Annotated in this window: 4 protein-coding genes and 2 pseudogenes; 2 read left to right on the forward strand and 4 right to left on the reverse strand. The window is 63.3% G+C overall.

Features of this window, described 5'->3' with window-relative positions:
* From EOB49_RS32440 to speB, 3 genes and pseudogenes are all read right to left on the reverse strand, one after another.
* Positions 1 to 873, reverse strand: a pseudogene (locus EOB49_RS32440) (aminoglycoside phosphotransferase family protein); the annotation flags it as partial.
* Positions 870 to 1796 carry an N-acetyl-gamma-glutamyl-phosphate reductase gene (gene argC, locus EOB49_RS32445; RefSeq protein ID WP_127383360.1) on the reverse strand — a complete coding sequence of 309 codons (927 nt, stop codon included), beginning with the start codon at positions 1794 to 1796 and terminating at the stop codon, positions 870 to 872. The gene argC and the pseudogene EOB49_RS32440, both read right to left, overlap by 4 nt.
* Positions 1797 to 1826: 30 nt before the next feature.
* Positions 1827 to 2834 carry an agmatinase gene (gene speB / locus EOB49_RS32450; protein ID WP_023810267.1) on the reverse strand — a complete coding sequence of 336 codons (1008 nt, stop codon included), beginning with the start codon at positions 2832 to 2834 and terminating at the stop codon, positions 1827 to 1829.
* 123 nt (positions 2835 to 2957) lie between these two features.
* Here speB and EOB49_RS32455 point away from each other — a divergent pair, with 123 nt between their 5' ends.
* Both EOB49_RS32455 and EOB49_RS32460 read left to right on the forward strand, forming a co-directional pair.
* Positions 2958 to 4166, forward strand: a complete 1209-nt coding sequence (locus tag EOB49_RS32455) for an acyltransferase (protein WP_127383361.1) — start codon at positions 2958 to 2960, stop codon at positions 4164 to 4166.
* 97 nt (positions 4167 to 4263) lie between these two features.
* On the forward strand, positions 4264 to 5322 hold the full coding sequence (locus EOB49_RS32460; RefSeq protein ID WP_127383362.1) for a glycerophosphodiester phosphodiesterase family protein: 1059 nt from the start codon (positions 4264 to 4266) through the stop codon (positions 5320 to 5322).
* 129 nt (positions 5323 to 5451) lie between these two features.
* On the opposite strand, the pseudogene EOB49_RS32465 reads toward EOB49_RS32460, so the two are convergent.
* Positions 5452 to 5757 (reverse strand): annotated as a pseudogene (locus EOB49_RS32465) (aldo/keto reductase); the annotation flags it as partial.

The following is a 5757-nucleotide window of genomic DNA, read 5'->3' on the forward strand; positions in this document are numbered from 1 at the left end:
ACCGCCCGGATCGCCTTGACGACCGACAATTCGCGGTTCTCCTCGACCGCATTGTCGTCCTCATGATGCCATGACGCCGAGAGGCAACCATAGGCGATGGCATGATCAAGGATGGCGGGTGGTGTCTGGCCCAGCGTTTTGGCAAAAATCCCGGCCATACCAGCGATCCGCTCGGGGTCGAGGCAGAGATCGTCCCGCTCGAGCGGGTTGTAGAACATGTTCGCCGCATCGAAGCCGGGGTCGCCGAGCACGCCCTTCGGATCGATAGCCAGCCAGCCGCGCGGTCCGTGCAGGATGTTCTCGTGATGCAGGTCGCCATGCAGTGGCCTGATATCGTGCGGATCGGCCAGCAGCCGGTCGGCAATAGTGGCGGCCTCGACATAGAGGCTCTCATGGCCGGCGTCGCGATCGGCATTTGCCTTGTTGAACAGGCTGGCGAACCGTTCCCTCAGCGGCTGAAGTTCGGGCGGGAAGGGGTCTTTCCCCTGTGAAAGCAGCTTCGCCATCACCTGGCGGAAAGGGGTCTTTCCCCTGTGAAAACAGCTTCGCCATCACCTCGGCCGCAATTGCGGTCGCTACAAAGTCGCCCTGTTCGTCGAGAACTTGCTGAAGCAGCGTTTCACCGGCATATTCCAGCAGCATGCTGTGGCCGTCGCGGCCGAGCAGGCGCACCGCGCCTTCGCCGCGCCGCCAGGCGAGATAATGCTCGCCGCGCAACTCGTCGGCGACATCGTCGAAAGGCTTGAGCGCCTTGACGGTCGCCGGCGAGCCGTCTTCGCGCAAAACCTTCCAGATGCGGCTCGAAAAGGTCTCGGCAATGAGTTCGGGCGCGCTGACTTTCCAGCGCGCCGGAAAGGCTGGCGTGTCCATCAGAGGCCGAGCATCAGGTCCATGTTCTGCACGGCGGCACCGGAGGCACCCTTGCCAAGATTGTCATAGACCGCCAGCAGCAGGGCCTGCGCCCGTTTGTCGTTGGCGAAGACATAGATCTTCATCCGGTTGGTGCCGTTGTAGATCTCCGGATCGATCTCCGGCATGCGCTCCGAATGCGCATAGGGCGCCACCTCGACCACACCGCCCTTGATGGCGGCGAAATGGTCGGCAATCGCCGCATGCAGCTCCGCACCGGTCGGCACATGGTCGAGGCCGCCAAGCTGCAACGGCACCACGGTGATCATGCCTTGCGCGAAATTGCCGACCGCCGGCTGCATGATCGGATCATGCGACAGCCTGGCATAGGCCCTCAATTCCGGTACATGCTTGTGCTGAAGCGTGAGGCCGTAGGGCAGGAATTCCGAGGCGTCCTCGCCCTTGGCGACATAGTCCTCGATCATCGGCCGTCCGCCGCCCGAATAGCCCGAAATGCCGTTGACGGTGATCGGGAAATCCGCCGGCAGCAGGCCTGATGTGACCAGCGGCCGTAGCGTGGCGATCGGTCCCTGCGGCCAGCAGCCTGGGTTGGCGACGCGTTTTGCCGAGGCGATCGCCTTTGCCTGGTCCTTGTCCATCTCGGCGAAACCATACGCCCAGCCTTCCGCCACGCGATGCGCGGTCGACGCATCGATGACCTTGGTGGTGTCGTTGGCGATCAGCGAGACGCTTTCCTTCGCCGCGTCGTCAGGCAGGCACAGGATCGCGACATCGGCGGCGTTGAGAAACTCGGCGCGCGCCGCCGTTTCCTTGCGGCGTTCGGTCGGGATGGAAATGATCTCCAGATCACTGCGCTCGGCAAGCAGCGCCCTGATCTGCAGGCCGGTGGTGCCGTGTTCGCCGTCGATGAAGATTTTCGGTTTCATGGGTTGATCAAATTCCCTGATATTTCAAGATTATATGCCCTGCCCTTGAATCACTGCGGCACCATTGTGGTTGCCGTTGTTCAACTCTTCAAGCCGGGCCTTTCGCTCAGCCAGCAGGCCGAGATATTGCATGGCCACCATAGAGCCGGCGATCGCCGTTATATCGGCGTGATCATAGGCCGGCGCAACCTCTACGACGTCGGCACCGACAATATCGATCTGGTTGAGTTGGCGCAGCGTCGACAGGATCTTCGCCGAGGACGGCCCGCCGGCAACTGGCGTGCCTGTGCCAGGCGCGTAGGCCGGATCGAGGCAGTCGATGTCGAAGGTGAGGTAGGTCTTCTTGCCGCCGGTGCGGTCGACGATGGCGTAGGCGATATCGGACGCCCGCATCTCCTCGATTTCATGGCCATGGAGGATCTTGATGCCGAACGTGTCGGGTGCATGGGTGCGGATGCCGATCTGGATCGAGCGGTCGGGGTCGATGATGCCTTCCTTGACGGCACGGCCGACGAAGGATCCGTGGTCGATGCGCTTGCCGTCGTCCGGCCAGGTGTCCTGATGGGCGTCGAACTGCACCAAGGCGAGCGGACCATGGATGGCGGCATGCGCCTTGAGCAGCGGCCAGGTGACGAAATGATCGCCGCCGAGCGTCAGCAGGAAGGCGCCGGACTTCAGGATCTTGGCCGCTTCACGTTCGATCGTGCCGGGTGTCTTCTGGTGATTGCCTGAATCGAGCAGGCAATCGCCATAGTCGACCACCGCCAGATGCTCGAACAAATCGCGTGAGAACGGATATTGCGGGTCGTTATCGAGGATCGCCGAGGCGCGGCGGATCGCCTGCGGCCCGAAGCGGGCGCCCGGCCGGTTGGTGACGGCGGCATCGAAGGGAATACCCCACACCACCGCGTCCGCGCCCTTCACGTCTTTTGTGTATTTGCGGCGCATGAACGACAGCGCGCCGGAATAGGTCGGCTCGAACGCGGCGCCCGTTTTGGAACGGGCGGTGAAGGCGTTGTCGATGTTGTTGTTCGCCATTACGGATCCTCGTTTTTCATCGGGGTGCAACAACTACAGAACCGGCACGGAAGATGCCAGTCACAGCTTGGCGAGACGGAATGGCGCTGCCCGAGTGCCACGGCAAGACAGGATTGTATCATCATGACGCAGACCGCGTTTCTCAACCCCACCCGTGTCGTGGCGTCGGCCCGCACCGGCACGGTCGCCGGCGAACGCTTCCTGGTGCTCGATTCGTGGCGCGGCATCTGCGCGCTTCTGGTGGCGCTGTTTCACTTTCCGACCGCTTCGACGATTTCGCAAAGCGCCTTCATCGGTTCGTCCTACCTGTTCGTCGATTTCTTCTTCGTCCTTTCCGGTTTCGTCATCGCCAGCAGCTACGGCGATCGGCTGAACCAGCCGGAACAGGTCGCGCGCTTCGCACTGGTCCGTTTCGGCCGCATCTACCCGCTGCATCTGCTCATGCTTGCCGCCTTCGCCGGCTTCGAGTTGCTGCGGCTGATGCTGCCGCAATTGCACGGCACCGGGGCTGCCCCCTTCAGCGGAGGCTTCGACCTCGGCAGCCTGCTTGCCAATCTTCTTCTGCTCCAGGGTGTCGGTTTCGAGGATCAATTGACCTGGAATGCGCCAAGCTGGAGCATTTCGGCCGAGTTCTTCGCCTATCTCCTGTTTGCCGGCGTGGTCTTCGTCGCCGGCGCGCGCGCCTGGATATGGTTCGTCGCCGCCGCAGTCACCGCGCCGCTGTTCCTGCTCGGCTTCTCGACCCATCATATGGATGTGTCCTTCGATTTCGGCTTCATCCGCTGCCTGTACGGCTTCTCGCTCGGCGCCTTGCTGGCCTGGTTTCAGCATGATTCCATTGCAGGGGCGCGACAGGCCCTCGTGAGGAGCGGCCCGCGGATGGACTGGACCCTTGCCGAAATCGTCATGGTGACCGTCATCGTGCTTTTCGTCTCGCTGGCGGGCGGCAATGATTTCGGCATCGCGGCACCCCTGGTGTTCGCGCTGGCGCTGTTCCTCTTCGCCCATGAGGGCGGCTGGATCAGTGCCTTGCTGAGAACCCCGTTCATGTTGAGGCTCGGCGCGCTGTCTTACTCCATCTACATGGTGCACATCTTCGTCCAGGCGCGCATGATCAACGTCGCCGGGCTTGTCGAGCGCGAGCTCGGCCTCGGCCTGATGGGCGATTTCATGCTGCGCGGCCAGCCTGCCACCGGCTTCGGCGCCGGCTGGACCGGAGCATTGGCGATCGTCGTCATGCTCGCGGCCACCATTGCCGCCTCCTGGATCACCTGGCGTTTTGTCGAGATGCCGGCCATGGCGTGGTTCCGCCGGCTCTCGAAACGCATCTGACGCGCACTCCCCGCGAACAACCGCTAGCCGGCTTCGTTCACCTGGATGTCACGAGGGTCGCCTATCCCGATCTCGATCCGGCAAGGAGCGATTCTCGATGCGGACCATCTGGCTGAGCCTTCTGTTTTCCTCGGCACTTGCGGCCTTTTCTGGCCAGTCATTGGCCGGCGAGACCCGCGCCAGGCAGATTCTTGACCGCTTCGAGCACGCCAACCAGTGGCGCGACCACGTCATGGTGGTCGCGCATCGCGCCGGCAGCATGCAGGCGGGCAAGACGCTCTACGCGGAAAATTCGATTGCCGCCGTGGAGGGGTCGATCGCCATGGGCGCAGAAATCGTCGAGGTCGATATCAGGCGCTCGAAGGACGGTGAGTTCGTTGTCATGCATGACAGCTGGCTCGACCGCACCACCACCTGCAAGGGCGAGGTGGTCAAATACACCCTGGCCGAACTGAAGACCTGCAGGCTGATGGTCGAAGGCACCGGTGCGGTGACGGGCGAAACGGTCTCGACGCTGCGCGAGATGCTGATGGCGACCAGGGACAGGATCCTCATCAACCTCGACAACAAGCTCGACGTCGGCGACCTCTCGGGCATGATCGCGGTGGCTCGCGATCTCGGCATGGCCGAGCAGGTTATCGTCAAGGAGAATTTGTGGAACCAGAACCGGATCACCACGGTCCAGGCGGCAATGACCGCTATCGGCGGCGGCTTCCAGTTCATGCCGATCATCGCCGATGACGCGGTGCGTGATGCCGTCTTCGCCCGGACGGTCGGCCATGCCTTTTCGCCGCGCGCAATCGAGCTGATCAACTGGCGGGCAGGCGCCGAGACGCTGACCGAGACCGGCGGGCCGTTGTTCAGCACGCGCATGCGCGCGGCCGCGGTCAGGGGCAACTGGCACATCTGGGCCGACACCTACGCCATCGCCAACAAGCCGGGCGGCTTCCTGGCCGGCGGCCGCGGCGACGAACTGGCGGTGCAGGCCAGCCTGCCGCGCGAAGTCTGGGGTTTTTGGGCCGATCGCGGCGCCACAATCATCCAGACGGACGAGCCGAAGGCAGCCATCGTATGGCTGGCTGCGAATGGTTTTCGCGTCCCTTATGCCGATGAGGCGCGGCCGGCTGAGCCGGCGAATACGGCGAGTATCAACTAGAGGCTCGCCGCTGGAACAGCGATCTCCCCCCTTGAGAGGGAGATGGCCGGCAGGCCAGAGGGGGTCGCTGCGCACAGAGCGCCAACCTTCATCTGCCGCAGGAGGTCGCGCCCGGTCGTGCCACGCCGCCTTAGCCATCCCATCCAATTCGTTGAGCACATCGTCCGAAAGCTTAAGTTCGCCCGCAGCGAGGTTTTCCCGCAAATGCCCGACAGAAGATGTACCGGGGATCAGCAGGATGTTGGGCGCGCGGCGCAGCAGCCAGGCGAGCGCAACCTGCATTGGCGTGACGCCGAGGCGTGTTGCGACGTCCGACAGGGTGGAGGATTGCAGCGGGTTGAAGCCGCCGAGCGGGAAGAACGGCACATAGGCGATGCCGTCGCGGGCAAGGTCGTCGATCAGGGCGTCGTCGCCGCGATGCGCAAGATTGTACTG

The sequence above is a fragment of the Mesorhizobium sp. M7A.F.Ca.MR.148.00.0.0 genome, from assembly GCF_003997735.1.
Lineage (GTDB): Bacteria > Pseudomonadota > Alphaproteobacteria > Rhizobiales > Rhizobiaceae > Mesorhizobium.